26 protein-coding genes are annotated in these 26,700 nt (G+C 57.4%); 25 read left to right on the top strand and 1 reads right to left on the bottom strand.

Annotation, left to right across the window (positions count from 1 at the left end):
- Positions 1–89 precede the first annotated feature (89 nt).
- The 7 genes from pxpB (at position 90) to nei (ending at position 5,659) form a co-directional block, all read left to right on the top strand.
- Positions 90–746 carry a 5-oxoprolinase subunit PxpB gene (pxpB, locus tag QCD69_RS19020; RefSeq protein ID WP_253454888.1) on the top strand — a complete coding sequence of 219 codons (657 nt, stop codon included), beginning with the start codon at positions 90–92 and terminating at the stop codon, positions 744–746.
- Positions 740–1,672, top strand: coding sequence for a 5-oxoprolinase subunit PxpC (gene pxpC, locus QCD69_RS19025; protein ID WP_253454887.1), 933 nt, complete (start codon positions 740–742; stop codon positions 1,670–1,672). Before pxpB ends, pxpC begins: the two co-directional genes overlap by 7 nt.
- A complete protein-coding gene (gene pxpA, locus QCD69_RS19030; RefSeq protein ID WP_301253161.1) occupies positions 1,662–2,399 on the top strand; it encodes a 5-oxoprolinase subunit PxpA in 738 nt (245 codons plus the stop codon). The genes pxpC and pxpA overlap by 11 nt, the downstream gene beginning before the upstream one ends.
- Positions 2,400–2,488: 89 nt before the next feature.
- Positions 2,489–3,217, top strand: a complete 729-nt coding sequence (locus QCD69_RS19035) for a DUF969 domain-containing protein (RefSeq protein ID WP_253454885.1) — start codon at positions 2,489–2,491, stop codon at positions 3,215–3,217.
- Complete coding sequence (locus QCD69_RS19040) at positions 3,214–4,206, top strand: DUF979 domain-containing protein (protein WP_301253179.1); 993 nt, start codon at positions 3,214–3,216, stop codon at positions 4,204–4,206. Before QCD69_RS19035 ends, QCD69_RS19040 begins: the two co-directional genes overlap by 4 nt.
- Before the next feature lie 7 nt (positions 4,207–4,213).
- Entirely contained in the window at positions 4,214–4,855 is a 642-nt protein-coding gene (pcp, locus tag QCD69_RS19045; protein WP_253454884.1) for a pyroglutamyl-peptidase I, read from the top strand.
- A 12-nt stretch (positions 4,856–4,867) separates the two neighbouring features.
- Positions 4,868–5,659, top strand: a complete 792-nt coding sequence (gene nei, locus QCD69_RS19050; RefSeq protein ID WP_301253164.1) for an endonuclease VIII — start codon at positions 4,868–4,870, stop codon at positions 5,657–5,659.
- Between the two features lie 42 nt (positions 5,660–5,701).
- On the opposite strand, the gene QCD69_RS19055 is transcribed toward nei, so the two are convergent.
- Positions 5,702–6,982, bottom strand: a complete 1,281-nt coding sequence (locus QCD69_RS19055; protein WP_253454882.1) for a citrate synthase — start codon at positions 6,980–6,982, stop codon at positions 5,702–5,704.
- 606 nt (positions 6,983–7,588) lie between these two features.
- Between QCD69_RS19055 and sdhC the strand changes: the two genes are divergently transcribed.
- The 18 genes from sdhC (at position 7,589) to cpoB (ending at position 26,481) form a co-directional block, all read left to right on the top strand.
- Positions 7,589–7,978: a succinate dehydrogenase cytochrome b556 subunit gene (sdhC, locus tag QCD69_RS19060; RefSeq protein WP_253454881.1), complete on the top strand. Its 390-nt coding sequence runs from the start codon at positions 7,589–7,591 to the stop codon at positions 7,976–7,978.
- On the top strand, positions 7,972–8,319 hold the full coding sequence (gene sdhD, locus QCD69_RS19065) for a succinate dehydrogenase membrane anchor subunit (protein ID WP_125288605.1): 348 nt from the start codon (positions 7,972–7,974) through the stop codon (positions 8,317–8,319). Before sdhC ends, sdhD begins: the two co-directional genes overlap by 7 nt.
- 3 nt (positions 8,320–8,322) lie before the next feature.
- A complete protein-coding gene (sdhA, locus tag QCD69_RS19070; protein WP_253454880.1) occupies positions 8,323–10,089 on the top strand; it encodes a succinate dehydrogenase flavoprotein subunit in 1,767 nt (588 codons plus the stop codon).
- 15 nt (positions 10,090–10,104) lie between these two features.
- Positions 10,105–10,821, top strand: a complete 717-nt coding sequence (locus tag QCD69_RS19075) for a succinate dehydrogenase iron-sulfur subunit (protein ID WP_253454879.1) — start codon at positions 10,105–10,107, stop codon at positions 10,819–10,821.
- 159 nt (positions 10,822–10,980) lie between these two features.
- Positions 10,981–13,788: a 2-oxoglutarate dehydrogenase E1 component gene (gene sucA, locus QCD69_RS19080; protein WP_253454878.1), complete on the top strand. Its 2,808-nt coding sequence runs from the start codon at positions 10,981–10,983 to the stop codon at positions 13,786–13,788.
- A gap of 14 nt (positions 13,789–13,802) precedes the next feature.
- Positions 13,803–15,017, top strand: coding sequence for a 2-oxoglutarate dehydrogenase complex dihydrolipoyllysine-residue succinyltransferase (odhB, locus tag QCD69_RS19085; protein WP_253454877.1), 1,215 nt, complete (start codon positions 13,803–13,805; stop codon positions 15,015–15,017).
- 106 nt (positions 15,018–15,123) lie between these two features.
- Complete coding sequence (gene sucC / locus QCD69_RS19090) at positions 15,124–16,290, top strand: ADP-forming succinate--CoA ligase subunit beta (RefSeq protein WP_301253167.1); 1,167 nt, start codon at positions 15,124–15,126, stop codon at positions 16,288–16,290.
- On the top strand, positions 16,290–17,162 hold the full coding sequence (sucD, locus tag QCD69_RS19095; RefSeq protein ID WP_125288610.1) for a succinate--CoA ligase subunit alpha: 873 nt from the start codon (positions 16,290–16,292) through the stop codon (positions 17,160–17,162). Before sucC ends, sucD begins: the two co-directional genes overlap by 1 nt.
- 561 nt (positions 17,163–17,723) lie before the next feature.
- Positions 17,724–19,283, top strand: coding sequence for a cytochrome ubiquinol oxidase subunit I (gene cydA, locus QCD69_RS19100; RefSeq protein WP_301253169.1), 1,560 nt, complete (start codon positions 17,724–17,726; stop codon positions 19,281–19,283).
- 2 nt (positions 19,284–19,285) lie between these two features.
- Positions 19,286–20,425 (top strand): cytochrome d ubiquinol oxidase subunit II, encoded by a 1,140-nt coding sequence (gene cydB, locus QCD69_RS19105; protein ID WP_301253171.1) that lies wholly within the window; start codon positions 19,286–19,288, stop codon positions 20,423–20,425.
- 15 nt (positions 20,426–20,440) lie between these two features.
- Positions 20,441–20,536 (top strand): cytochrome bd-I oxidase subunit CydX, encoded by a 96-nt coding sequence (gene cydX, locus QCD69_RS19110; RefSeq protein ID WP_253454874.1) that lies wholly within the window; start codon positions 20,441–20,443, stop codon positions 20,534–20,536.
- Between the two features lie 276 nt (positions 20,537–20,812).
- The gene (gene ybgC, locus QCD69_RS19115; protein ID WP_301289557.1) at positions 20,813–21,208 is read left to right on the top strand and encodes a tol-pal system-associated acyl-CoA thioesterase; all 396 of its coding nucleotides are present in this window, start codon (positions 20,813–20,815) and stop codon (positions 21,206–21,208) included.
- Positions 21,205–21,891, top strand: a complete 687-nt coding sequence (tolQ, locus tag QCD69_RS19120; protein ID WP_301253173.1) for a Tol-Pal system protein TolQ — start codon at positions 21,205–21,207, stop codon at positions 21,889–21,891. Before ybgC ends, tolQ begins: the two co-directional genes overlap by 4 nt.
- 9 nt (positions 21,892–21,900) lie before the next feature.
- The gene (gene tolR / locus QCD69_RS19125; RefSeq protein ID WP_125288616.1) at positions 21,901–22,329 is read left to right on the top strand and encodes a colicin uptake protein TolR; all 429 of its coding nucleotides are present in this window, start codon (positions 21,901–21,903) and stop codon (positions 22,327–22,329) included.
- 26 nt (positions 22,330–22,355) lie between these two features.
- Positions 22,356–23,684 carry a cell envelope integrity protein TolA gene (gene tolA, locus QCD69_RS19130; RefSeq protein WP_301253175.1) on the top strand — a complete coding sequence of 443 codons (1,329 nt, stop codon included), beginning with the start codon at positions 22,356–22,358 and terminating at the stop codon, positions 23,682–23,684.
- Positions 23,685–23,817: 133 nt separating this feature from the next.
- A complete protein-coding gene (gene tolB / locus QCD69_RS19135; protein ID WP_253454869.1) occupies positions 23,818–25,110 on the top strand; it encodes a Tol-Pal system beta propeller repeat protein TolB in 1,293 nt (430 codons plus the stop codon).
- Between the two features lie 42 nt (positions 25,111–25,152).
- On the top strand, positions 25,153–25,683 hold the full coding sequence (pal, locus tag QCD69_RS19140; protein ID WP_253454868.1) for a peptidoglycan-associated lipoprotein Pal: 531 nt from the start codon (positions 25,153–25,155) through the stop codon (positions 25,681–25,683).
- 9 nt (positions 25,684–25,692) lie between these two features.
- Entirely contained in the window at positions 25,693–26,481 is a 789-nt protein-coding gene (cpoB, locus tag QCD69_RS19145; protein ID WP_301253176.1) for a cell division protein CpoB, read from the top strand.
- Positions 26,482–26,700: the final 219 nt, after the last annotated feature.

Consider the following 26,700-nt stretch of genomic DNA (forward strand, 5'->3'; position numbering starts at 1 on the left):
ATCGATTATTGACACTTCTCTGACATTTCCGCATAACTATTTCTTCTTTCTGGAAAACGGTGGCCTTATCAACGGGCCGGGAGAGTGTTTTGCAACGAGCACGTTGTTACCTTTCAGGTGAGCGCGCGGTAGTGCTTGAGCTGGAACCCCCTGTCTCTCTCAGCAGCCAGCAGCGTATCTGGGGCCTGTCAGCGCGTCTGACCGGCCGGCCGGAAGTCACGGAAGTCATTCCCGGCATGAACAATATCACGGTGATTTTAAGCAACCCGCAACAGCACGCGCTGGACGCCATCGAGTGGCTCCAGGGCTGGTGGGAAACAAGCGAAGCGCTGGTGCTGGAAACGCGGGATATCGCCATTCCCGTTATCTACGGCGGCGCAGCAGGGCCGGATCTGGACGAGGTGGCGCGTCAAAGCGGACTGACGCCGCAGCAGGTGGTGGAAGCCCACGCGGCGGGGCGCTATACCGTTTATTTTATCGGCTTCCAGCCCGGTTTCCCTTACCTGGCGGGCCTGGACGAGCGGCTGCATACGCCCCGGCGGGCGGAGCCGCGCCTGAAGGTGCCGGCCGGATCCGTGGGCATCGGCGGTAGCCAGACGGGCGTTTATCCGCTTGCCGCGCCGGGCGGCTGGCAGCTAATTGGCCAGACGAGTATCGCTCTGTTTACGCCTGAACAGCAGCCGCCGACGCTTTTACGTCCCGGCGACCAGGTACGCTTTATTCCGCAAAAGGAGGGCCTGTGCTGAATATTATTCGGGCTGGCATGAGTACCACCTTACAGGACGCAGGCCGTATCGGCTGGCGTCAGTTCGGCGTCAGCAGCGGCGGCGCGCTGGACTATCCGGCAATGGCGACGGCCAACCTGCTGGTCGGCAATGAGCAGAACAGCCCGGTGCTGGAAATTACGCTCGGCCAGTTCTGCGCGGAGTTTACCCGGGACGGCTGGATGGCGCTGACGGGCGCGGGCTGTAGCGCCGAGCTGGACGGCAAACCGGTGTGGACGGGCTGGCGCCTCGCCGTACGCAAAGGATCGCGCCTGACGTTGAAAATGCCGCAGCGCGGGATGCGCAGCTACCTGGCGCTGGCTGGCGGTTTTGCCGCCGTGCCCGTGCTCGGTTCCTGCAGCACCGATTTGAAAACGGGCCTGGGCGGCTTTGCGGGACGGCAGATTGAAGACGGCGACAGGCTGCCGCTGGGCGAACCCGCGCGCACATTCAGCAAACCGGCGGGCGTGCGCCAGCTGCTGTTTGGCAACCGCGTTCGCGCGATGGCCGGCCCGGAATACCACGAATTCAGCCGCGAAAGCCGGGAGCTGTTCTGGCGGACGGGCTGGCAGCTCAGCCCGCAGAGCAACCGTATGGGCTATCGCTTACAGGGTCGCGCGCTGGTGCGCGAAGCCGGGCGCGATATGCTGTCGCACGGGCTGATCCCCGGCGTGGTGCAGGTGCCGCCTAACGGCCAGCCGATTGTGCTGATGGCGGATGCGCAAACCACCGGCGGCTACCCGCGTATCGCCTGCGTGATTGAAGCCGATCTCTATCATCTGGCGCAGATCCGTCTGGGCGAGCCGATCCATTTTGTGCACTGCACACTGGAAGAAGCGCTGCAGGCGAAGCGCGAGCGCGATCGGGTACTGGAACAAATGGCATGGGGATTAGCGCATGAAAATTGATTTAAACGCCGATTTGGGTGAGGGCTGCGGCAACGATCGCGCCTTATTACAGCTGGTTTCCTCGGCCAATATCGCCTGTGGTTTTCACGCGGGCGACGCGGAAACCATGCGGCAGTGCGTGCGCTGGGCGCTGGAGTATGGCGTGGCGATTGGGGCGCATCCCGGCTTTCCCGATCGCGAAAACTTTGGCCGCACGCGTATGGCACTGCCTGCTGAAACGATTTATGCGCAGACGCTTTATCAGATTGGCGCGCTCCAGGCTATTGCCCGCAGCGAAGGCGGCAAGGTGACGCATGTGAAGCCGCACGGGATGCTTTACAACCAGGCCGCTGAGGACGCCTCGCTGGCGGAAGCTATCGCGCAGGCGGTCAGGGCTGCCGATCCGCACCTGATCCTGGTGGGGTTGGCGGGCAGCGAATCTGTTCGCGCCGCTAAATCAGCGGGCCTGACCACCAGAGAGGAGGTTTTTGCCGATCGCGGCTACCAGGCGGACGGTTCGCTGGTGCCTCGCTCGCAGCCCGGCGCGCTGATAGAGAGCGACGAGCAGGCTATTGCACAAACGCTCGCGATGGTGCAGCGGGCGAAAGTGCGGGCCGTCAGCGGCGAATGGGTCAGCGTCAATGCGGAAACCGTATGCCTGCACGGCGACGGTGCCCATGCGCTGGCCTTTGCCCGCCAGCTCCGTGAGGCTTTCGCCGCACGAGATATTGCAGTCAGCTACGGCTGACGTATCGCTACGGACGGCCCACTTGCCTGGCCGTCTCCCTTATTGCTCCTGCACGCAGCGGGAAGCTTCAGCCTTTATCAGGAGGATAAATGGATCCTGTCGTTAATCTCTGGCCGCTGGCCGGCATCGCTGCCATCGTGGTTGGTTTTCTACTGCGCTTTAACCCGGTGCTGGTGGTGCTGGTCGCCGGTTTAATCACCGGGCTGGCGGCAAAAATGCCGATCGGCGATATTCTGGAAAAACTGGGCTCTGGCTTTCTCAATACCCGCAACCTGCCGCTGATCCTGCTGTTGCCTTTAGTGGTGATAGGCCTGCTGGAGCGCCACGGGCTGAAAGAGCGCGCCCAGGCCTGGATTGCGCAGATCAAAAGCGCTACGGCGGGAAGATTGCTTATTGTCTACCTGCTGGTGCGTGAGCTGACGGCGGCGATGGGGCTGACCAGCCTGGGCGGCCATCCGCAAATGGTGCGTCCTCTGCTGGCGCCGATGGCGGAAGGCGCTACCGAAAATCGTTACGGCGAGCTGCCGCCGGAAGTGCGTCATCGCCTGCGCGCTATGGCGGCGGCGACCGATAACGTCGGGCTGTTTTTCGGCGAGGATATCTTTGTCGCTTTTGGCGCCATCATCTTTATGCATAATTTTATGCAGCAGTCGGCGGGCATCCAGACCGATCCGCTACAGATAGCGCTCTGGGGCATCCCGACCGCCGTTTGCGCTTTTCTGATCCACGCCTTTCGCCTGCGTCGCCTGGATAAAACCCTGGCGGCAGAGCTTGCCGCGCTGAATGCGCAGGCGCAGAAAGCCAAAGGAGGGCGCTGATGTTTCAGCAACAGTATCTTTACTGGCTGGCGGGTTTGATCCTGCTGGTGGTCGCCGTGATGTCCTGGCGAGACAAAGCTAATCCGCGTCGTCTGACTACCGGCCTGTTCTGGGCGCTCTACGGCCTGGTTTTTCTGGTCAGCGACGGGGCATCGGCATGGTTCGGAGCGCGTTCGCTCCATATTGCTATCGGCGTGGTGGTGGTGATTATGGCGCTGATTGCCGGTCTGGGCGGCGTAAAGCTGGGCTCCTACCATCAGCGCAGCCATCAGGAGCGCGAGGCGAGCGCCAAACGCCTGCGCAACCGGCTGTTTCTGCCTGCGCTGGCCATCCCGGTGGTTACGGTTGTCGGCGTGCTGCTGTTTAATAATTTGCCGGGCGCACGGGTGGCGCTGTTTGGGGAAGGCAATCAGGCCACGCTGGTCACGCTTTTCTCTATGATGGTTGGCTGCGTGGTGGGCTGGCTGATCGCGCTGAAAATGACGCATGAAGCGCCCGCGCAGTCCGTACAGGAAGCGCGCCGCCTGCTTGATGCTATCGGCTGGGCCTTTATTCTGCCGCAGATCCTCGCCACGCTGGGCCTGCTGTTTACTACCGCCGGGGTGGGCACGGCGATTGCGCATCTGACGGAAACTTACCTTGCCGTGGACAACCGTTTTATCGCCGTAGCGGCCTACGCTACAGGCATGGCGCTGCTGACCATGATTATGGGCAACGCCTTTGCGGCTTTCCCTATCGTCACTGCCGGTATCGGCATCCCGATCCTGGTCTTGCAGCACCACGGCAACCCGGCCGTGATGGCGGCGATCGGCATGTTCTCCGGCTATTGCGGCTCGCTGATGACGCCAATGGCCGCCAACTTCAATATCGTACCCGCCCGGCTGTTGGAGCTGCCCGATCGTAATGCGGTGATCAAGGCTCAGATACCGACCGGCGTGCTATTGTTAATAACCAATATTTTTCTTCTCTGGTTTCTGATGTTTCGGTGAGGCGGCAATGAAAACAGTATTAATGGCGGCGTTTGAGCCATTCGAGGGCGAGCTGGTCAACGCCTCCTGGGAAGCGGTCAGCCAGCTGCATGAAAGAATGATCTGCGGCGCGCACGTGGTGGCGAAACAGCTGCCTTGCGTATTTGGTGAATCGCTTCAGGTATTAAACGACGCGATGGATGAGCTGGAGCCGGAGCTGGTGATCGTGGTCGGCCAGGCGAACGGGCGGCCCAATATCACGGTCGAGCGCGTGGCAATTAATATTGACGACGCGCGCATTCCCGATAATGCGGGCAGACAGCCGATTGATGAACGCATCGTTGCGGACGGCCCGGCCGCTTATTTCGCCACGCTGCCGATTAAGGCGATCGTCGAAGGTATCCGCGAGGCGGATATCCCCGCGGCGGTATCCCAAACGGCCGGGACTTTCGTTTGCAATCATGTGCTTTACGGTTTGCTGCATCGCCAGGCGCAGCAGGGCGGTCGCGGTGGGTTTATCCACGTGCCGTATTTGCCGCAGCAGGCGGTAAGGCATCCGGGCGCGGCCAGTATGCCGCTTCAGACGGTGGTGCTGGCGCTGGAGATGGCGCTGAGCATCGCGCTGACCGTGGAAGAGGACAAAAAGCTGGAAGGCGGCGCCACACAATAACAAGGAGGCACCATGCCGGAAGGGCCTGAGATCCGCCGCGCGGCGGACAAGCTGGAAAAAGCCATCAAGGGTAAAACGCTGACCGACGTCTGGTTTGCTTTTCCCCAACTGAAAACCTACGAATCCTCGCTGATTGGCGAAAGGGTAGAGGCGATCGAAACGCGCGGCAAAGCGATACTGACGCATTTCTCCAACGGATTGATCCTCTACAGCCATAACCAGCTTTACGGCGTCTGGCGCGTGATTAAAAGCGGCACCGAGCCGCAAAGCAATCGGGTGCTGCGCGTGAAGCTGGCGGCAGAAGATAAAACGCTGCTGCTGTATAGCGCCTCTGATATTGAACTGCTGACGCAGGATACGCTGGCCGCCCATCCTTTTTTGCTGCGCGTCGGCCCGGACGTGCTGGATATGACGCTGACGGTGGAAGAGGTCAAGGCGCGCCTGCTGTCACCGCGCTTCCGGCGGCGCCAGTTCAGCGGCCTGCTGCTGGATCAGGCTTTCCTGGCGGGTTTAGGCAACTATCTGCGGGTAGAGATCCTCTGGCACGCCGGTCTGGCGCCGCAGCATAAGGCACAGGATTTAGACGAGGCGCAGCTGGACACGCTGGCGGAAGCGCTGCTGGCCATCCCCCGGCTTTCTTACCAGACGCGTGGCGTGGCAAAAGAAAACAAGCATCATGGCGCGCTGTTCAGCTTTAAAGTTTTTCATCGGGCGGGCAAACCGTGCGAGCGCTGCGGTGGCATCATTGAGAAAACCTCGCTCTCTTCACGGCCTTTTTACTGGTGTCCGGGCTGTCAGACATAAAAAAAGCGCCGCATTGCGGCGCTTCTCATAGCAACGTTAGCCTTATTTGGTCAACGAGTTAAAATCGCGCTGATCGTAGCCGGTGTAAAGCTGACGCGGACGGGCAATTTTAATGCCGTCGTCGTGCATCTCTTTCCAGTGGGCGATCCAGCCGACCGTACGCGCCATGGCGAAGATAACGGTAAACATAGAGGATGGGATACCCATCGCTTTCAGGATCAGGCCTGAATAGAAATCGACGTTCGGATAGAGTTTGCGCTCGATAAAGTACGGGTCGTTCAGCGCAATATGCTCCAGCTCCATGGCCACTTCCAGCAGGTCGTCCTTCATGCCCAGCTCTTTCAGCACTTCGTGACAGGTTTCACGCATCACCGTGGCGCGCGGATCGTAGTTCTTATACACGCGATGGCCGAAGCCCATCAGGCGGAAAGAGTCGTTCTTGTCTTTCGCACGACGCAGGAATTCCGGGATATGCTCAACCGTTTTGATCTCTTCCAGCATACGCAGGCAGGCTTCGTTGGCGCCGCCGTGCGCCGGTCCCCACAGGGAAGCGATGCCCGCAGCGATACAGGCGAACGGGTTAGCGCCGGAAGAACCAGCTGTACGCACGGTAGAAGTGGAGGCGTTCTGTTCGTGATCCGCGTGCAGGATCAGAATACGATCCATGGCGCGTTCCAGCACCGGGTTGACCACGTACTCTTCGCAAGGCGTAGAGAACATCATGTTCAGGAAGTTACCGGCATAGGAAAGGTCGTTGCGCGGATAGACGAACGGCTGGCCGATGGAATACTTGTAGCACATGGCGGCCACGGTCGGCATTTTCGACAGCAGACGGAAAGCGGCGATTTCGCGGTGACGCTCGATATTCACGTCCATCGCATCGTGATAGAAAGCCGCCAGCGCGCCGGTTACGCCGCACATGACCGCCATCGGATGGGAATCACGACGGAAGCCACGGAACAGATGGTGGATCTGCTCGTGGATCATGGTGTGGCGGGTAACGATAGTGCTGAACTCTTCAAACTGCTCTTTGGTTGGCGCTTCGCCATTCAGCAGGATATAGCACACTTCCAGGTAGTTAGAGTGCAGCGCCAGCTGGTCGATAGGGTATCCACGGTGCAGCAGAACGCCTTCGTCGCCGTCGATATAGGTAATTTTGGATTCGCAAGAGGCGGTGGAGGTAAAGCCCGGGTCAAAAGTGAAATAACCTTTAGAACCGAGGCTACGGACATCGATCTCTTCCTGGCCTAGCGTGCCGCTCAGTACGTCGAGTTCGATAGCGTCTTCGCCGGGCAGGTTAAGCGTTGCTTTTTTATCAGCCATTTAAGTCTCCTTAGCGCCTTGTCGATGAATCTATGACATCTGAAACGCCGTTATGTCCACCGCTGCGGGTAAGCAGTATCAACTCTGTGGCATCTTATTACGTGCAGGGTACAGAGTGACGGCGCCTATGGGCCGGAAGGGCACAATCAGGCTTTGTTTAGCAGTTGTTAAAGATTCGGTATGGTCGTAACTTGTTAACCTGATGCTTAATAAGTTTAGCTCACCAATGTTACATAACTTGTGCTTAGGGGAAAGTGTATCCCCATAACTTTTGTGCATCATAGAACTTTTCGCGCTCAGTTTGTAACAAAAATGTTGAAGTTTTGTCAAATCAGATAATTAAATTTGTACAATTTGTGAAAAACGTGAGTGAGATCACTGTTCCATCTATTTTTCACCAAGATGTTTGTAGGGGAATTGTAATGAGATTGTGATCGACCTATACTGCCGCCAGGTCTCCGGAATACCTGACACCAGGAGCCACCCAGCGTTTTAGCGCCACAATTAACACTGGATGTTGCTGTTTTGGTGCCGGTTCACAGTCCGAATGCTTATGTATTTGGCTGTCACCTTCAGGACCGGAGGAAGCAAAATAAGAAAGGCTCTGTGGGCAAAACCGTGAAAAAACAAAGACCTGTCAACCTGGATCTCTCAACGATCCGGTTTCCCGTTACCGCAATCGCGTCCATTCTCCACCGCGTGTCCGGCGTCATTACGTTTGTTGCCTTGGGCATACTGCTTTGGTTATTGGGCCTGTCGCTGTCGTCGCCCGAAGGCTTTTTGCAGGCGTCTGCCGTTATGCAAAGCTTCTTCGTTAAATTCATCATGTGGGGCATTCTCACCGCGCTGGCGTACCATACCGTCGGCGGGATACGTCATATGTTAATGGATTTTGGCTACCTGGCAGAGACGCAGGTGGTGGGAACGCGTTCGGCGCAAATCTGCTTTGGTATCACCGTCGTGCTTTCAATTCTGGCTGGAGTCCTCGTATGTTAAGCAACGCTTCCGCATTAGGACGCAACGGCGTTCACGACTGGCTGCTGGTGCGCGCCACATCTATTGTGATGACGCTCTACATCCTTTACATCCTCGGCTTTATCGTAATGACGGACACGCTGACTTACGACATCTGGCGCGGTTTTTTTGCCTCCTCCGTAACGAAAGTGTTCACGCTGCTGACGCTGTTCTCCATTCTGATGCATGGCTGGATAGGGATGTGGCAGGTGCTGACAGACTACATCAAACATCTGGCGACGCGTCTGCTGTTGCAGATGGCGATTGTGGTAGTGCTGTTTGTCTATGCGATTTATGGAACCGTCGTTGTGTGGGGTGTGTAAAAAATGAAGTTGCCAGTCAGAGAATTTGATGCCGTCGTAGTCGGCGCAGGTGGTGCAGGTATGCGTGCCGCACTGCAAATTTCCCAATCGGGCCAGACCTGTGCCCTGTTATCTAAAGTATTCCCGACCCGTTCCCACACCGTGTCCGCGCAGGGCGGTATTACCGTCGCGCTGGGCAACAGTCATGAAGACAACTGGGAATGGCATATGTACGACACGGTGAAAGGTTCCGACTATATCGGTGACCAGGACGCCATTGAATATATGTGCAAAACCGGCCCGGAAGCGATTCTGGAGCTGGAGCATATGGGCCTGCCGTTCTCCCGTCTGGACGATGGCCGTATCTATCAGCGTCCGTTCGGCGGCCAGTCGAAAAATTTCGGCGGCGAGCAGGCGGCACGTACCGCGGCAGCGGCTGACCGTACCGGCCACGCGCTGCTGCATACGCTCTATCAGCAGAACCTGAAAAACAAGACCACCATCTTCTCCGAGTGGTATGCGCTGGATCTGGTGAAAAACGCCGACGGCGCGGTGGTCGGCTGTACCGCACTGAATATCGAAGATGGCGAAGTCGTCTACTTTAAAGCAAAAGCCACCGTGCTGGCGACCGGCGGCGCAGGCCGTATCTATCAGTCCACCACCAACGCACACATCAATACCGGTGACGGCGTGGGCATGGCGCTGCGCGCCGGCGTGCCGGTGCAGGATATGGAAATGTGGCAGTTCCACCCGACCGGCATTGCTGGCGCGGGCGTGCTGGTGACGGAAGGCTGTCGCGGCGAAGGCGGCTACCTGCTGAACAAGCACGGCGAGCGCTTTATGGAACGCTACGCGCCTAACGCCAAAGATCTGGCCGGACGCGACGTGGTTGCCCGCTCGATGATGATCGAAATCCGCGAAGGCCGCGGCTGCGAAGGCCCGTGGGGCCCGCATATCAAGCTGAAGCTCGATCATCTGGGTAAAGATGTGCTGGAAGCGCGTCTGCCGGGTATCCTGGAGCTTTCCCGCACCTTTGCCCACGTCGATCCGGTCAAAGAGCCTATCCCGGTTATCCCGACCTGCCACTATATGATGGGCGGCATTCCGACCAAAGTGACCGGCCAGGCGATAACGCTGAACGAGCAGGGCGAAGACGTCGTGGTGCCGGGTCTGTTTGCCGTAGGCGAAATCGCCTGCGTATCCGTACACGGCTCTAACCGTCTCGGCGGCAACTCGCTGCTGGACCTGGTGGTATTTGGCCGCGCGGCTGGCCTGCATTTACAGCAGTCGATGCTGGAGCAGGGCGAGCTGCTGGACGCTACCGACGAAGAGATCGACGCCTCGCTGGCGCGCCTGAACCGCTGGAACAATAACGAAACCGGCGAAGATCCTGCCGAGCTGCGTAAAGCGCTGCAAACCTGCATGCAGAACAACTTCTCGGTATTCCGCGAAGGCGACGCGATGGCAAAAGGTCTGGAAGAGCTGAAAGTCCTGCGCGAGCGGCTGAAAAGCGCCCGTCTGGACGACCGTTCGCCTGACTTCAATACCCAGCGTATTGAGTGTCTGGAGCTGGATAACCTGATGGAAACGGCTTACGCCACCGCGGTTGCCGCCAACTACCGTACGGAAAGCCGTGGCGCGCACAGCCGCTTCGATTACCCGGAACGTGACGACGCAAACTGGCTGTGCCACAGCGTCTATCTGCCGCAGAGCGAAAGCATGACTCGCCGTGAGGTGAACATGGAGCCGAAACTGCGCGCGGCTTTCCCGCCGAAAGCCCGTACCTACTAGTTCGCGGAGCATATGATGAGAATCGAATTTTCAGTTTATCGTTATAACCCGGACGTCGATGACGCGCCGCGGATGCAGGACTACAGCCTGGAGTCGGAAGAAGGGCGCGATATGATGCTGCTGGATGCGCTAATCCGTCTGAAAGAGAAAGATCCGACGCTGGCTTTCCGTCGCTCCTGCCGCGAAGGCGTCTGCGGCTCCGACGGCATCAATATGAACGGTAAGAACGGCCTGGCCTGCATTACGCCGGTTTCCGCGCTCGGCGCGGGAAAACGTAAAATTGTGATCCGTCCCCTGCCTGGATTGCCGGTCATCCGCGATTTGGTAGTAGACATGGGCCAGTTCTACACTCAATATGAGAAAATTAAGCCTTACCTGTTGAATAATGGGCAAAATCCACCGGCTCGCGAGCACCTGCAGCAGCCGGAACAGCGGGAAAAACTGGACGGCCTGTACGAATGTATTCTTTGTGCGTGCTGTTCCACTTCCTGCCCGTCGTTCTGGTGGAACCCGGACAAGTTTATCGGGCCGGCGGGGCTGCTGGCGGCCTACCGTTTCCTGATCGACAGTCGCGATACGGAAACCGGTGCACGCCTGGATGACCTTAACGATGCGTTCAGCGTATTCCGCTGCCACAGCATTATGAACTGCGTCAGCGTTTGTCCGAAAGGGCTGAACCCGACGCGCGCCATCGGCCATATCAAGTCGATGCTGCTGGCGCGAAGCGCTTAAGCGCAGACCGTCCGGGAGCCTGGCTCCCGGTCGTTTTATCAGGCCGGGTTTTGCTTAAGCGGAACACGGCCGAGGGCAAGCCGCTGACGCGGCGCGGGGCTTAGCTGTTCCGTTACATAATCACGGCAACAAAAAAGCGTAATGCTTTAAGGGATCACAATGCAGAACAGCGCGATGAAACCCTGGCTGGACTCCTCCTGGCTGGCCGGCGCGAATCAGACCTATATAGAGCAGCTCTATGAGGACTATCTGACCGATCCTGACTCTGTCGATGCGGCCTGGAAAACGCTGTTTCAGCAGCTTCCGGGTCACGGAGTCAGGCCAGAGCAATTCCACTCCACCACTCGCGAATATTTCAAGCGTCTGGCGAAAGATGCCTCTCGCTATACCTCTTCCGTCAGCGATCCCGACACCAACGCCAAGCAGGTGAAGGTGCTCCAGCTGATTAACGCCTTCCGCTTCCGTGGCCATCAGCAGGCCAATCTCGATCCGCTGGGCCTGTGGAAACAGGAGCCGGTGCCGGATCTGGATCCCGCGTTTCACGATCTGACCGAGGCCGATTTCCAGGAAACCTTTAACGTAGGTTCCTTCGCCTTCGGCAAAGATACGATGAAGCTGGCCGATCTGTTCAGCCTGCTGCAGCAAACCTACTGCGGCTCGATCGGCGCGGAATATATGCATATCACCAACACCGAAGAGAAACGCTGGATCCAGCAGCGCATTGAATCGGTGGCGGGCCAGGCCTCTTTCTCTACGGATGAGAAAAAAGGCTTTCTGAAACAGCTGACCGCTGCGGAAGGGCTGGAGCGCTATCTGGGCGCGAAATTCCCCGGCGCGAAACGCTTCTCGCTGGAAGGCGGCGATGCGCTGGTGCCGATGCTGAACGAGATGATCCGTCACGCGGGCAAAAGCGGCACGCGCGAAGTGGTGCTGGGTATGGCGCACCGTGGTCGTCTGAACGTGCTGATCAACGTGTTGGGCAAAAAGCCGCAGGACCTGTTCGACGAGTTCTCCGGCAAGCATAAAGAGCATCTCGGCACCGGCGACGTGAAATACCATATGGGCTTCTCGTCCGACGTGGAAACCGAAGGCGGCATGGTGCATCTGGCGCTGGCGTTTAACCCGTCGCACCTGGAAATCGTCAGCCCGGTAGTCATGGGATCGGTTCGCGCCCGTCTGGATCGTCTGGACGAGCCGCGCAGCAGCAAAGTGCTGCCGATCACCATCCACGGCGACGCGGCCGTTACCGGCCAGGGCGTGGTGCAGGAAACCCTGAACATGTCGCAGGCACGCGGCTATGAAGTTGGCGGCACCGTGCGCATCGTGATCAACAACCAGATTGGTTTCACCACGTCTAATCCGCAGGATGCGCGCTCCACGCAGTACTGTACCGACATCGGTAAAATGGTGCTGGCGCCGATCTTCCACGTCAACGCTGACGATCCGGAAGCGGTGGCGTTTGTTACCCGCCTGGCGCTTGATTTCCGTAACACCTTCAAGCGCGACGTCTTTATCGATCTGGTTTGCTACCGCCGCCACGGCCACAACGAAGCCGACGAGCCAAGCGCAACGCAGCCGGTGATGTACCAGAAAATCAAAAAGCATCCGACGCCGCGTAAGCTTTACGCCGACCGTCTGGAAGCGGAACAGGTCGCCAGCCTGGAAGACGCGACGGAGATGGTCAATCTCTATCGCGACGCGCTGGATGCCGGTGAATGCGTGGTGCCGGAATGGCGTCCGATGAGCCTGCACTCCTTTACCTGGTCGCCTTACCTGAACCACGAGTGGGACGAAAGCTATCCGGCGACGCTGGATCTGAAACGCCTGCAGGCGCTGGCCAAACGCATCAGCACCGTGCCGGAAGCGATTGAAATGCAGTCGCGCGTGGCCAAGATCTACAACGACCGCGCCGCGATGGCCGCAGGCGAGAAGCCATTTGACTGGGGCGCAGCGGAAAACCTGGCCTACGCCACGCTGGTAGACGAAGGCATTCCGTGCCGTCTGTCCGGCGAAGATATGGGCCGCGGCACCTTCTTCCATCGTCACGCGGTGATCCATAACCAGGCCAACGGCTCTACCTATACGCCGTTACAGCATATCCATAACGGTCAGGGCACGTTCCGCGTCTGGGATTCCGTGCTCTCTGAAGAAGCGGTGCTGGCGTTTGAATATGGTTACGCCACGGCGGAACCGCGCACGCTGACTATCTGGGAAGCGCAGTTCGGCGACTTCGCCAACGGCGCGCAGGTGGTTATCGACCAGTTCATCAGCTCCGGCGAGCAGAAATGGGGCCGCATGTGCGGTCTGGTGATGCTGCTGCCGCACGGCTATGAAGGGCAGGGGCCGGAGCACTCCTCCGCGCGTCTGGAACGCTATCTGCAACTCTGCGCCGAGCAGAACATGCAGGTTTGCGTGCCTTCCACGCCGGCGCAGGTTTACCACATGCTGCGTCGTCAGGCGCTGCGCGGGATGCGTCGTCCGCTGGTGGTGATGTCGCCGAAATCGCTGCTGCGTCATCCGCTGGCGGTCTCTTCGCTGGAAGAGCTGGCTAACGGCAGCTTCCAGCCGGCGATTGGCGAAGTCGACGATCTCGATCCAAAAGGCGTTAAGCGCGTGGTGCTCTGCTCCGGCAAAGTCTATTACGATCTGCTGGAAAAGCGGCGTAAAAACGAGCAGACCGACGTGGCTATCGTCCGCATTGAACAGCTCTATCCGTTCCCGCACAAAGCGGTGCAGGAAAAACTCCAGCAGTACGCGCACGTGCATGATTTTGTCTGGTGTCAGGAAGAGCCGCTGAATCAGGGTGCCTGGTACTGTAGCCAGCATCATTTCCGTGAGGTAGTGCCGTTTGGTGCTTCATTACGTTACGCCGGTCGTCCCGCTTCGGCCTCGCCGGCAGTTGGCTATATGTCCGTTCACCAGCAGCAGCAGCAAGATCTGGTTAATGACGCGCTGAACGTTAATTAATTAAAGGAAAAATAATGAGTAGCGTAGATATTCTCGTTCCCGACCTGCCTGAATCCGTCGCCGACGCCACCGTAGCGACCTGGCACAAAAAACCTGGCGACGCGGTCAGCCGTGACGAAGTGCTGGTAGAAATCGAAACCGACAAAGTGGTGCTGGAAGTGCCTGCTTCCGCCGACGGCGTGCTGGAAGCGATTCTGGAAGACGAAGGTGCCACCGTAACTTCTCGTCAGGCGCTGGGTCGCCTGAAAGAAGGCAACAGCGGCGGCAAAGAAAGCTCCGCCAAAACGGAAGAGAAAGAGTCTACTCCGGCGCAGCGCCAGAGCGCCTCGCTGGAAGAAGAGAGCAACGACGCGCTCAGCCCGGCTATCCGTCGCCTGATTGCCGAACACGGTCTGGAGCCGTCGGCGATCAAAGGCACCGGCGTGGGCGGACGTCTGACCCGTGAAGACGTAGAGAAACACCTGGCGAAAGCGCCAGCTGCCAAAGCCGCCGAGCCGAAAGCGGCTGAAGCCGCGCCTTCGCTGGCTGGCCGCAGCGAAAAACGCGTGCCGATGACTCGTCTGCGTAAGCGTATCGCCGAGCGTCTGCTGGAAGCGAAAAACAGCACCGCGATGCTGACCACGTTTAACGAAGTCAACATGCAGCCGATCATGAACCTGCGCAAGCAGTACGGCGAAGCCTTCGAAAAACGTCACGGCATCCGTCTGGGCTTTATGTCCTTCTACCTGAAAGCGGTAGTGGAAGCCCTGAAGCGCTTCCCGGAAGTTAACGCCTCTATCGACGGCGAAGATGTGGTTTACCACAACTACTTCGACGTCAGCATCGCGGTATCCACGCCGCGCGGCCTGGTTACGCCGGTGCTGAAAGATATCGATGCGCTGGGCATGGCGGATATCGAGAAAAAAATCAAAGAGCTGGCGATCAAAGGCCGTGACGGCAAGCTGACCGTAGACGAACTGACCGGCGGTAACTTCACCATTACCAACGGCGGCGTCTTCGGCTCGCTGATGTCCACGCCGATCATCAACCCACCGCAGAGTGCCATTCTGGGGATGCACGCGATCAAAGATCGTCCGATGGCGGTCAATGGTCAGGTGGTGATCCTGCCAATGATGTATCTGGCGCTCTCTTACGATCATCGCCTGATCGACGGCAAAGAGTCCGTGAGCTTCCTGGTCGCGATCAAAGAGCTGCTGGAAGATCCGTCTCGTCTGCTGCTGGACGTTTAATTCCTGTCGGGCGCGGTGAAAGCCGCGCTCAACCCTATGTGTGGCCAAAGCGCTGGCATACTGCCGGATTTGGCCAAGTCTTTTCCGAACTGGATGGATTAACAACATGAACTTACATGAATATCAGGCAAAACAGCTGTTTGGCCGGTATGGTTTACCGGCACCTGTCGGCTATGCCTGCACCACTCCACGCGAAGCAGAAGAAGCCGCTTCTAAAATTGGCGCTGGCCCGTGGGTCGTGAAATGTCAGGTTCATGCCGGAGGCCGTGGTAAAGCGGGCGGCGTGAAGGTAGTAAAAAGCAAAGAAGAGATCCGCGCATTTGCCGAGCACTGGCTGGGCAAGCGTCTGACCACTTACCAGACCGACGCTAACGGTCAGCCGGTCAACCAAATCCTGGTGGAAGCGGCAACCGACATCGATCAGGAACTTTACCTGGGCGCGGTCGTGGATCGCGGCACCCGTCGCGTAGTCTTTATGGCCTCGACCGAAGGCGGCGTGGAAATTGAAAAAGTGGCGGAAGAGACGCCGCATCTGATCCACAAAATGGCGCTGGATCCGTTAACCGGCCCGCAGCCTTATCAGGGCCGCGAGCTGGCGTTCAAACTGGGCCTGACCGGCAAACAGGTTGGTCAGTTCACCAAAATCTTTATGGGTCTGGCGACCATGTTCCTGGAGCGCGATCTGGCGCTGGTCGAAATCAACCCGCTGGTGATCACCAGGCAGGGCGATCTGATCTGCCTGGACGGCAAGCTGGGCGCAGACGGCAACGCGCTGTTCCGCCAGCCGGAGCTGCGTGAAATGCGCGATCCAAGCCAGGAAGACTCCCGCGAAGCGCACGCTGCGCAGTGGGAACTGAACTACGTGGCGCTGGAAGGTAATATCGGCTGTATGGTTAACGGCGCAGGCCTGGCGATGGGCACCATGGACATCGTGAAGCTGAGCGGCGGCCAGCCGGCTAACTTCCTGGACGTTGGCGGCGGCGCCACCAAAGAGCGCGTGACCGAAGCGTTCAAAATCATCCTTTCTGACGACGCGGTGAAGGCCGTCTTCGTCAACATCTTCGGCGGCATCGTCCGCTGCGACCTGATTGCTGACGGCATCATCGGCGCGGTAGCGGAAGTGGGTGTTAACGTGCCGGTCGTGGTGCGTCTGGAAGGAAACAATGCCGAGCTGGGCGCGCAGAAACTGGCGGACAGCGGCCTGAATATTATTGCAGCAACCAGCCTGAGCGACGCGGCGCAGCGCGTTGTTGCCGCAGCGGAGGGTAAATAATGTCCATTCTGATCGATAAAAACACCAAGGTAATCTGCCAGGGCTTCACCGGCGGACAGGGCACTTTCCACTCCGAGCAGGCGCTGGCTTACGGCACCCAGCTGGTTGGCGGCGTAACGCCAGGCAAAGGCGGCACCGAGCATCTGGGCCTGCCGGTTTTTAATACCGTGCGTGAAGCGGTAGAAGCTACTGGCGCCACCGCCTCCGTAATTTACGTTCCGGCGCCGTTCTGCAAAGACGGCATCCTGGAAGCGATCGACGCGGGCATCAAACTGATTATCACCATCACCGAAGGTATCCCGACGCTGGATATGCTGACCGTGAAGGTGAAGCTGGATGAAGCGGGCGTGCGTATGATTGGCCCGAACTGCCCTGGCGTCATCACCCCAGGCGAATGCAAAATCGGCATCATGCCGGGCCACATTCATAAGCCAGGCCGTATCGGCATCGTGTCCCGTTCCGGCACGCTGACCTATGAAGCCGTGAAGCAGACTACCGATATCGGTTACGGCCAGTCCACCTGCGTGGGCATCGGCGGCGACCCGATCCCTGGCTCTAACTTTATCGATATCCTGAAACTGTTCCAGGACGATCCGCAGACTGAAGCGATCGTCATGATCGGCGAAATCGGCGGTAGTGCGGAAGAGGAAGCCGCCGCCTTTATTAAAGAGCACGTGACCAAGCCGGTTGTCGGCTATATCGCAGGTGTTACCGCGCCGAAAGGCAAGCGTATGGGCCACGCGGGCGCGATTATCGCAGGCGGTAAAGGCACGGCGGACGAGAAGTTCGCGGCGCTGGAAGCGGCCGGCGTGAAAACCGTGCGCAGCCTGGCCGATATCGGCGATGCGGTGAAAGCGGTTCTGCCGCAGTAAGCCGGATCCATCTTCTCATCAGGGCTGCCTCAGGGCAGCCTTTTTTATTTTTGCATTCATGCCGGAATATTGGTTAAGCTTTCTTATTAATAAGCTAATATAATGCAAAGCTTTCTGTAAAATAACGCGATAAAATTAACCCCGCCGGTAAATATTACAAAATTGTTTTCTGTATTGAATATTAATTAAATTAAATAATCCTCTTTGTTAAAATAATCCCTTTCATATTTACTTTATCGCAATTAATTAATCGCGATCAAAGAAACGCAAGTTATTTACGCTTCGGAGGCTGGCTAAAAATCAGCTTTGGGATTAAATTGCTCTGCGTCAAAAAATCAGCTTTACGCTTTTAATTATAAAAAGGGACTTCCTGTGTCGATCGCAAATTTTCCCGATCGCTATCCTGCAAAAACAGCAACGGCGCGGGCCCGCTGATTTTTTCTCATTAACATTATTCACTTACCTACAGGGTTACGTCACCCCGATGAGGAGCGATCCTGTTGGGCCATACGCTGGCCGCCCGGCGCATGGACAAAACTGAGCACGGAGCAAGGAGTCAACATGTTAGATGTGGTCGAACTGTCGCGTTTACAGTTTGCGCTAACGGCGATGTACCATTTTCTGTTTGTCCCTTTAACGCTGGGAATGGCGTTTTTGCTGGCAATAATGGAAACGGTTTATGTGCTGTCAGGCAAACAAATCTATAAAGATATGACGAAATTCTGGGGGAAACTCTTCGGTATTAACTTTGCGCTTGGCGTGGCCACCGGCCTGACGATGGAATTCCAGTTCGGCACCAACTGGTCTTATTATTCCCATTACGTCGGCGATATATTCGGGGCGCCGCTGGCTATTGAAGGCCTGATGGCTTTTTTCCTTGAATCCACCTTTGTCGGCATGTTCTTTTTCGGCTGGGATCGGCTGAGTAAAGTGCAGCACCTGACGTGCACCTGGCTGCTGGCGTTAGGCTCTAACCTGTCGGCGCTGTGGATCCTGGTGGCGAACGGCTGGATGCAGAATCCCGTCGGCTCAGAATTCAATTTTGAAACCATGCGCATGGAGATGGTCAGCTTTTCCGAACTGATCCTCAATCCGGTGGCGCAGGTCAAATTTGTGCATACCGTTGCGGCAGGCTACACCTGCGGCGCCATGTTCATTATGGGCATCAGCGCCTTCTATCTGCTGCGCGGTCGCGATATCGCTTTTGCTAAGCGCTCTTTCGCTATTGCCGCCAGCTTCGGCATGGCAGCCGTTCTGGCCGTGATCCTGCTGGGCGACGAGTCGGGCTATGTGGTCGGCGACGTGCAGAAAACCAAGCTTGCCGCTATCGAAGCGGAATGGGAAACGCAGCCCGCGCCGGCGGCCTTTACGCTGTTCGGCCTGCCCGATCAGCAGGCGCAGCAAAACCGCTACGCCATTCAGATCCCCTGGGCGCTGGGCCTGATCGCTACCCGCTCTGTGGATCAACAGGTTACCGGCATCAAAGATCTGATGGCGCAGCATGAGATCCGCATCCGCAACGGGATGCGCGCTTACCAGCTGCTGGAACAGCTACGGGAAGGCAACAGCGATCCGGCAGTACGCGCCGCCTTTAACCAGGCGAAGCAGGATTTGGGTTACGGGCTGCTGCTGAAACGCTATACGCCAAACGTAGCCGATGCCAGCGAGGCGCAGATCCGTCAGGCCACGCAGGATTCCATCCCACGCGTCGCGCCGCTCTATTTCGCTTTCCGCATCATGGTGGCGTGCGGCGTGCTGATGCTGCTGGTTACCCTCTGCTGTTTCTGGAGCGTTATTCGCAACCGCATCGGTCATAGCCGCTTCCTGCTGAAATGCGCGCTGTACGGCATCCCACTGCCGTGGATTGCGGCGGAAGCCGGCTGGTTTGTCGCCGAATATGGCCGCCAGCCGTGGGCGATTGGCGAAGTGCTGCCGACGGCCGTAGCCAACTCATCGCTGACCACGGGGCAAATCCTGTTTTCGCTGCTGCTTATCTGCGGGCTTTACACGCTGTTTTTGCTTGCCGAGATGTACCTGATGTTTAAGTTCGGCAGGCGCGGGCCGAGCAGCCTGAAAATAGGGCGTTATCACTTTGAACAGGCCACCGGAACAGGAGTTTAACCATGATCACCTATGAACTGTTGCGTTTCGTCTGGTGGGTGCTGATTGGCGTGCTGCTGATCGGCTTCGCGGTTACCGACGGGTTTGATATGGGCGTTGGGATGCTTGGCCGTCTGATTGGCCGCAACGACGTTGAGCGCCGTATTATGATCAACACCATCGCGCCGCACTGGGACGGCAATCAGGTATGGCTTATCACCGCAGGCGGCGCGCTGTTTGCCGCCTGGCCGATGGTCTACGCCGCCGCCTTTTCCGGCTTTTATGTGGCGATGATGCTGGTGCTGGCCTCGCTGTTTTTCCGGCCGGTAGGATTCGACTACCGCTCCAAAATAGAAAATCAGCGCTGGCGCGGCATGTGGGACTGGGGCATTTTTATCGGCAGCTTTGTGCCGCCGCTGGTTATTGGCGTGGCGTTTGGCAATCTGTTACAGGGCGTGCCTTTCTATGCCGATGAATATCTGCGTCTGTTCTACACCGGCAGCTTCTTCCAGCTGCTGAACCCGTTTGCGCTGCTGGCAGGCGTGGTCAGCGTCACCATGATCCTGACTCAGGGCGCCACTTACCTGCAAATGCGCACCACGGGTGAGCTGCATCTCAGATCCAAAACGATCGCGCAGATCGCCACGCTGGTGATGATGGCGGGCTTCGTGCTGGCCGGTATTTGGGTGAAGTACGGCATTGAAGGCTATCAGCTGGTGTCCACGCTGGATCATAATGCGGCTTCCAATCCGCTGGCGAAAGAAGTGACCCGCGTAGCGGGCGGCTGGCTGGTGAACTTTACCCATCAGCCGCTGCTGTGGACTATCCCGGCGCTGGGCGTGCTGCTGCCGCTGTTTACCGTTATCTGCTCGCGAATGAATAAAGGCGGCTGGGCGTTTCTTTGCTCTTCGCTGACGGTAGCCTGCGTGATCCTGACGGCGGGCGTGGCGATGTTCCCGTTTGTGATGCCTTCCAGCAGCATGATGAACCATAGCCTGACCATGTGGGACGCCACTTCCAGCCTGCTGACGCTGAAAATCATGACCGTTACGGCCGCGATCTTTGTGCCGCTTATTCTGATTTACACCAGCTGGTGCTACTACAAAATGTTTGGCCGCATCACGCGCGCGCAGATCGAAGCTAACACGCATTCCCTTTACTGATTAAGGAGCAGAACGATGTGGTATTTTGCCTGGATCCTCGGCACGCTGCTGGCCTGCGCCATCGGGGTGATTACCGCGCTGGCTATCGAACATCTCGATAAGCGCGCATAAAAGAATTTTACTGCCTGCCGTAAAAAAAGCGGGATAATAACGGATCGGTTCGCCGGTCCGTTTTTCCTGCTCGTCGCCGCTGCTCTCCGCCGTTAACCCGGCTTTTTTCAGCCCTGGGTTATGTCAGTAAACGTTTAAGATTTCTCCCTAAATCCACATAATTGTTTCCGGAAGATAATTATTTTGTTTAGCCTCTGGCAATCCATTCCAAAGGCGTATGCTCTTGCGTATAGTAGCAACGTTTAAAAAGTTATACCGGGATGTAGAGTGAGTACAATGCTTTTTCGATGGCCGGTGCGTGTCTACTATGAAGACACCGACGCCGGTGGCGTGGTTTACCATGCCAGCTATGTCGCTTTTTATGAACGGGCACGAACCGAGATGCTGCGCCAGCACCATTTCAGTCAACAGACGCTGCTGGAACAGCAGGTCGGTTTTGTCGTGCGTCGTCTCACGGTTGATTACCTGGCCGCCGCGCGTCTTGATGAACTTCTTGAGGTGCAGAGCGAGGTCGTCAACATGACCAGAACGACCATGACATTCGCACAACGTATTGTTAATGCAGAAGGCCGGACGCTGAATGAAGCCGAAGTCCTGATCGCCTGCATCAATCCACATCTGATGAAGCCCATTGCGCTTCCCAAGTCTATTGTCGCGGAGTTCAAGCAGTGACTGACATGAACGTTCTTGATTTGTTCCTGAAGGCGAGCCTTCTGGTCAAACTTATCATGTTGATTTTGATTGGCTTTTCTATTGCCTCCTGGGCAATCATTATTCAGCGCACCCGTATTCTGAATGCGGCGGGCCGTGAAGCCGACGCGTTTGAAGACAAATTCTGGTCGGGCATTGAGCTGTCGCGCCTGTATCAGGAAAGCCAGGCGCGCCGTGATGAGCTGGCCGGATCTGAACAAATTTTCTATGCCGGCTTTAAAGAGTTCGCCCGGTTGCATCGTGCCAACAACCACGCGCCGGAAGCGGTGGTGGAAGGCGCAACGCGCGCCATGCGCATCTCGCTGAACCGTGAGCTGGAAACGCTGGAAAACCATATTCCTTTCCTGGGCACGGTTGGCTCGATCAGTCCTTACATCGGCCTGTTCGGTACGGTCTGGGGCATCATGCACGCCTTTATCGCGCTGGGCGCGGTAAAACAGGCTACGCTGCAGATGGTGGCGCCGGGGATTGCCGAAGCGCTGATCGCGACCGCTATCGGTCTGTTTGCCGCTATTCCGGCAGTTATGGCGTATAACCGCCTCAACCAGCGCGTGAACAAGCTGGAGCAGAATTACGATAACTTTATGGAAGAGTTCACCGCTATTCTGCACCGTCAGGCTTTCTCCAGCGAGAACAGCAGGTAGGAGTGACCTATGGCCAGAACGCGCGGTCGCCGTAAACGCGACCTGAAGTCCGAAATCAATATTGTTCCGCTGCTCGACGTTCTGCTGGTACTGCTGCTGATCTTTATGGCGACGGCGCCGATTATCACCCAGAGCGTAGAGGTGGATCTGCCGGACGCCACGGATTCCAAAACGGTGTCCAGCGACGATAATCCGCCGGTGATTGTTGAAGTGGCGGGCGTGGGACAATACACCCTGGTGGTCGATCACGATCGCATGGAACAGCTGCCGCCGGAGCAGGTCGTCGCTGAAGCGCAGCGCCGTATCGAAGCGAATCCGAAGACGGTGTTTCTGATCGGCGGCGCGAAAGAGGTGCCTTACGATGAGATCATCAAGGCGCTGAACCTGCTGCATCAGGCGGGCGTGAAGTCGGTTGGATTAATGACGCAGCCGATTTAATTTCGGACCGTTTTTGGGAATCGAAAGTGTCGAAGGTAACCGAACAGAACGATAAGTTAAAACGCGCCATCATCATTTCAGTGATCCTGCATATCTTTCTGATTGCGTTACTGATCTGGAGCTCGTTTGACGAACATATCGACGCCAGCAGCGGCGGCGGCGGGGGTAGCGACATTGATGCCGTCATGGTCGATCCTGGCGCTATCGTCGAGCAGTACAACCGCCAGCAGAATCAGCAGAGCGACAGCCAGCGCGCCGAGCAGCAGCGTCAAAAGCAGGCGAAGCAGCAGGCGGAAGAGCTACAGCAGAAGCAGGCTGCGGAACAGCAGCGTCTGAAAGCGCTGGAAAAAGAGCGGCTGGAGGCGAAGCAGGAAGCGGCGCAGGCGGCGGAACAGAAGAAAGCGGAAGAGGCCGCGAAGCAGGCCGCAGAACAGCAAAAAGCTGAGGAAGCGGCGAAGCAGGCGGCCGAGCAGCAGGCCGCGGCGCAGGCAGAGGCGAAAGCCAAAGCCCAGGCGGATGCCAAAGCGCAGGCCGATACGCAGGCGAAAGCCGCGGCGGACGCGCAGAAGAAAGCGGAAGCCGAAGCGAAAAAAGCCGCGGCGGATGCGAAAAAAGAAGCGGAAGAAAAAGCGGCCGCGGCGGCGCAGGCGGCTAAAGTGAAAGCGGCGCAGGAGGCAAAAGCCAAAGCGCAGGCCGATGCGAAAGCCCAGGCTGCCGCCGAAGCGAAGGCGGCGAAAGAGAAAGCCGCCGAAGAAGCCAAAGAGAAAGCGGCGCAGCAGGCGAAAGAAGCCAAAGAAAAAGCGGCTGAGGCGGCGAAGGCAAAAGCGGCTGAGGAAGCAAAAGAGAAAGCCGAAGCGGCGGCGAAAGCGAAGGCCGAAGCGGCGGCAAAAGCCAAAGCGGACGCAGCCGCAAAAGCGAAAGCGGCGGCCGATGCGAAGAAGAAAGCCGCGGCGGAAGCGGCTAAAGAGAGCAGCGACGTCGACGACCTGCTGGGCGGCCTGACCTCCGGCAAGAACGCGCCAAAAGAGGGTAAAACCGGCGGCGCGGGCGCGGCGGGGCAGGGCAACCAGAAGAAATCGGGTGCCTCCGGCGCCGCTATCGACAGCTACCTTGGCCAGGTACAGAGCGCTATCCAGAGCAAGTTTTATGACGCGGATACGTTTAAAGGACGCACCTGTAACGTGCATATCAAGCTGGCGCCGGACGGGCTGTTGATTTCGGCCACCCCGGCAGGCGGCGATCCGGCGCTGTGTCAGGCGGCTATTAACGCTGCCCGCATGGCGAGGATCCCGAAACCGCCAAGCACGGATGTGTATCAGGCGGTGAAAGAGGCGACGTTAATCTTCAAACCGTAAGATTAGCTGTAAGAAGATGCCAGGACGCGGCAGGTTGAACTATGGTCAACTTGCCGTACTCTATAAATGCACCATTGGTTTGTTGAAACACTGCTAATTATCGTGGACGTAGCGTTCAGGTAAGGGAGAGAAGATGAAGCAGGCATTACGAGTAGCACTAAGTTTCCTGATGCTGTTTGTCGCTATGGCGCATGCAGAAGTTCGCATCGAGATTACCCAGGGCGTTAACACCGCACGTCCTATCGGCGTAGTCCCGTTTAAATGGGCTGGCCCGGGCGCAGCCCCGGAAGATATTGGCGGCATCGTGGCGGCGGATTTACGCAACAGCGGCAAATTCAATCCGCTGGATCGCGCTCGTCTGCCACAGCAGCCAGGCACCGCAGCGGAAGTGCAGCCTGCTGCATGGACCGCGCTGGGTATTGATGCGGTGGTGGTCGGGCAGATCCAGCCTGGCGCCGACGGCAGCTATACCGTTTCTTATCAGCTGGTGGATACCTCCGGTAATCCGGGCACCGTGCTGGCGCAGAATCAGTACAAGGTGACTAAACAATGGTTGCGCTACGCGGCGCATACGGCCAGCGATGAAAGCTTTGAAAAGCTGACCGGCATCAAAGGCGCGTTCCGTACCCGTATCGCCTATGTGGTGCAGACCAACGGCGGCCAGTTCCCGTATGAGCTGCGCGTATCCGACTATGACGGCTATAACCAGTTTGTGGTGCACCGTTCGCCTGAGCCGCTGATGTCTCCGGCCTGGTCGAAAGATGGCAGCAAGCTGGCCTATGTGACCTTTGAAAGCGGCAAATCGGCGCTGGTGATCCAGACGCTGGCCAACGGCGCTATCCGCCAGGTTGCTTCTTTCCCTCGTCATAACGGCGCGCCTGCGTTCTCGCCTGACGGCAGCAAGCTGGCGTTCACCCTGTCGAAATCCGGCAGCATGAATCTTTACGTGATGGACTTAGGTTCAGGCCAGATGCGTCAGATCACCGACGGCCGCTATAACAGCACTGAACCTACCTGGTTCCCGGACAGCCAGACGCTGGCCTATACCTCGGATCAGGCCGGTCGTCCACAAATCTATAAAATTGGTGTAAACGGCGGCGCGCCGCAGCGTCTGACCTGGGAAGGCTCTCAGAATCAGAACGCCGATGTCAGCACCGATGGAAAATCTCTGGTGATGGTAAGCACCAACGGCGGTGCGCAACATATCGCCAGACAAGATCTGGAAACGGGAGCCGTTCAACAATTAACGGACACGTTCCTGGATGAAACGCCGAGCCTCGCGCCAAACGGCACTATGGTTATCTACAGCGCTACTCAAGGCATGGGATCCGTACTGCAGCTGGTGTCGACCGACGGTCGTTTCAAAGCGCGTCTTCCGGCTACTGATGGACAGGTAAAATCACCTGCCTGGTCGCCGTATCTGTGATGCATATAAATATGTATGGCAAACAATAATAGGATTGTAGAAATGCAACTGAATAAAGTGCTGAAAGGCTTAATGCTGGCACTGCCAGTTATCGCAGTGGCTGCATGTAGCTCACACAAAAACAACAACAACGACCAGACCAGCGGTATGGGTATGGGCGATGACGCAAACGGCGGCATGAACAGCGGCATGAACGGCGGCAATATGTCCTCCGACGAGCAGGCGCGCCTGCAGATGCAGCAGCTGCAACGCAACAACATCGTGTACTTCGGTCTGGACAAGTATGACATCCAGTCTGAGTTCGCTCAGATGCTGGACGCGCACGCTACTTTCCTGCGTAACAACCCGTCTTACAAAGTGACTGTAGAAGGTCATGCGGATGAGCGTGGTACGCCAGAGTACAACATCGCCCTGGGCGAGCGTCGTGCTACTGCCGTTAAAATGTACCTGCAGGGCAAAGGCGTTTCTGCTGACCAGATCTCTATCGTTTCTTACGGTAAAGAGAAGCCAGCCGTACTGGGCCACGACGAATCGGCTTACGCCAAAAACCGTCGTGCCGTACTGGTATACTAAGAGAATCATATGATTAGTAACTTCAGACTTCACTTGCTGGGTCTGTCGTTACTGGTTGGCGTAGCGGCCCCCTGGGCCGCTAATGCCCAGGCGTCAATCAGTAACGTAGGTTCAGGCTCGGTCGAAGACCGCGTCACCTCGCTTGAGCGTATCTCTAACGCGCAGGCACAGCTTCTTCAGCAATTTCAGCAGCAGCTTGCCGACAACCAGCGTGACATTGATTCGCTGCGTGGTCAGATTCAGGAAAACCAGTATCAGCTTAACCAGATCACCGAACGCCAGAAGAATCTCTATCAGCAGATAGATACGCTGAGCAGCGGCGCGTCTGCGCAGCCTCAGGCGTCTTCAGGCGCTACGGCTCCGGCAGCGGCCGCAGAAGGCGCTACAGCCAGCGACAACGCTTCTGCTGCGCCGACGCAGGGTGGCGACGCCAACAGCGACTACAACGCGGCTGTGGCGCTGGTATTGGAGAAAAAGCAGAACGAGCAGGCTATCGCTGCGTTCCAGGCTTTTATCAAGAAGTATCCGGATTCAACCTACCAGCCGAATGCTAACTACTGGCTGGGACAGCTGAATTACAACAAGGGTAAAAAAGACGACGCGGCCTACTATTTCGCCACCGTAGTGAAAAATTACCCTAAATCGCCGAAAAGCGCGGATGCGCTGTATAAAGTGGGTGTGATCATGCAGGAGAAGGGCGACAGCGCGAAAGCGAAAGCCGTCTACCAGCAGGTGATCAAACAGTATCCAAACACCGACGTGGCGAAACAAGCGCAAAAACGTGCGGCTGCGCTGTAATTAACCGCTTACGAACGGGTTTAGCCTAATTTATGGCCCGGTCGGGTGAAACTCAGGCAGTTGAACAAGTTATCTGAAAATAGTGGTTGCGCTGAAACGGTAAATCAGTAATATATGCCGCCGTTGCCGGGACATATGTTAAAACGTTCTGACAGCGTAAAAGTGGGTCGTTAGCTCAGTTGGTAGAGCAGTTGACTTTTAATCAATTGGTCGCAGGTT

It is taken from the genome of Erwinia sp. PsM31 (assembly GCF_030433775.1).
GTDB classification, from domain to species: Bacteria; Pseudomonadota; Gammaproteobacteria; order Enterobacterales; family Enterobacteriaceae; genus Erwinia; species Erwinia aeris.

What these genes read in the sequence shown, in the direction of transcription:
- pxpA (WP_301253161.1), top strand. Translation starts at nt 1,662, where the DNA reads ATGAAAATTGATTTAAACGCCGATTTGGGTGAGGGCTGCGGCAACGAT.
- QCD69_RS19035 (WP_253454885.1), top strand. Translation starts at nt 2,489, where the DNA reads ATGGATCCTGTCGTTAATCTCTGGCCGCTGGCCGGCATCGCTGCCATC.
- pcp (WP_253454884.1), top strand. Translation starts at nt 4,214, where the DNA reads ATGAAAACAGTATTAATGGCGGCGTTTGAGCCATTCGAGGGCGAGCTG.
- nei (WP_301253164.1), top strand. Translation starts at nt 4,868, where the DNA reads ATGCCGGAAGGGCCTGAGATCCGCCGCGCGGCGGACAAGCTGGAAAAA.
- QCD69_RS19055 (WP_253454882.1), bottom strand. Translation starts at nt 6,982, where the DNA reads ATGGCTGATAAAAAAGCAACGCTTAACCTGCCCGGCGAAGACGCTATC.
- sdhD (WP_125288605.1), top strand. Translation starts at nt 7,972, where the DNA reads ATGTTAAGCAACGCTTCCGCATTAGGACGCAACGGCGTTCACGACTGG.
- sdhA (WP_253454880.1), top strand. Translation starts at nt 8,323, where the DNA reads ATGAAGTTGCCAGTCAGAGAATTTGATGCCGTCGTAGTCGGCGCAGGT.
- QCD69_RS19075 (WP_253454879.1), top strand. Translation starts at nt 10,105, where the DNA reads ATGAGAATCGAATTTTCAGTTTATCGTTATAACCCGGACGTCGATGAC.
- sucA (WP_253454878.1), top strand. Translation starts at nt 10,981, where the DNA reads ATGCAGAACAGCGCGATGAAACCCTGGCTGGACTCCTCCTGGCTGGCC.
- odhB (WP_253454877.1), top strand. Translation starts at nt 13,803, where the DNA reads ATGAGTAGCGTAGATATTCTCGTTCCCGACCTGCCTGAATCCGTCGCC.
- sucC (WP_301253167.1), top strand. Translation starts at nt 15,124, where the DNA reads ATGAACTTACATGAATATCAGGCAAAACAGCTGTTTGGCCGGTATGGT.
- sucD (WP_125288610.1), top strand. Translation starts at nt 16,290, where the DNA reads ATGTCCATTCTGATCGATAAAAACACCAAGGTAATCTGCCAGGGCTTC.
- cydA (WP_301253169.1), top strand. Translation starts at nt 17,724, where the DNA reads ATGTTAGATGTGGTCGAACTGTCGCGTTTACAGTTTGCGCTAACGGCG.
- cydB (WP_301253171.1), top strand. Translation starts at nt 19,286, where the DNA reads ATGATCACCTATGAACTGTTGCGTTTCGTCTGGTGGGTGCTGATTGGC.
- cydX (WP_253454874.1), top strand. Translation starts at nt 20,441, where the DNA reads ATGTGGTATTTTGCCTGGATCCTCGGCACGCTGCTGGCCTGCGCCATC.
- ybgC (WP_301289557.1), top strand. Translation starts at nt 20,813, where the DNA reads ATGCTTTTTCGATGGCCGGTGCGTGTCTACTATGAAGACACCGACGCC.
- tolR (WP_125288616.1), top strand. Translation starts at nt 21,901, where the DNA reads ATGGCCAGAACGCGCGGTCGCCGTAAACGCGACCTGAAGTCCGAAATC.
- tolB (WP_253454869.1), top strand. Translation starts at nt 23,818, where the DNA reads ATGAAGCAGGCATTACGAGTAGCACTAAGTTTCCTGATGCTGTTTGTC.
- pal (WP_253454868.1), top strand. Translation starts at nt 25,153, where the DNA reads ATGCAACTGAATAAAGTGCTGAAAGGCTTAATGCTGGCACTGCCAGTT.
- cpoB (WP_301253176.1), top strand. Translation starts at nt 25,693, where the DNA reads ATGATTAGTAACTTCAGACTTCACTTGCTGGGTCTGTCGTTACTGGTT.